At 63.2% G+C, this 535-nt stretch carries 2 protein-coding genes; both read left to right on the top strand.

The window, feature by feature from the left end; translation table 11 throughout:
- Positions 1 to 246: S9 family peptidase (locus tag D3D01_RS22645; protein ID WP_147439991.1), on the top strand; the 246-nt coding region annotated here is incomplete at its 5' end.
- A 58-nt stretch (positions 247 to 304) separates the two neighbouring features.
- The coding region (locus D3D01_RS22640; RefSeq protein WP_199725602.1) for a cobalamin-dependent protein at positions 305 to 535 on the top strand (231 nt) is incomplete at its 3' end.

Raw genomic sequence — 535 nt, 5'->3', positions numbered from 1 at the left:
ATCAACAACGTCGAGAAGATTCGCGCGCCGCTTTTCGTCCTCCACGGCGAGAACGACCCGCGGGTGCCGGTCAGCGAGGCCCACCAGCTCGTCGAGGAGGCGAGGGAACACGCCCACGTCCGGGAACTCATCTTCGACGACGAGGGCCACGGCTTCTCCAAACTGGAGAACCGCATCGAGGCATACTCCCAGATAGCCGACTTCCTCGACGAGTACGTCCGGAGCGCGCCCGCCGCGGACGACTGAACTCGGACCTGCCTTATTTTCCGTTAGAGTCAAAGCGCGGGACATCGAATCCCCGTCTATGATCGCGGACTCCGAACAGCGAACGATCCGGTGTCTCATCGCCAAGGTGGGACTGGACGGCCACGACCGCGGCGCACACGTCATCTCTCGCGCCTTCCGCGACGCGGGATTCGAAGTCATCTACTCGGGGCTACACCGGGCCCCGGACGAGATTATCCAGGCAACGGTCCAAGAGGACGTGGACGTGCTGGGCATCTCTATCCTCTCCGGCGCGCACAACACGCTCGTT

This window comes from Haloarcula sp. Atlit-7R, from assembly GCF_003666065.1.
Lineage (GTDB): Archaea > Halobacteriota > Halobacteria > Halobacteriales > Haloarculaceae > Haloarcula > Haloarcula taiwanensis.
Note: the sequence above shows the minus strand (reverse complement) of the source record. Positions and strands in the feature narration are given on the sequence as shown.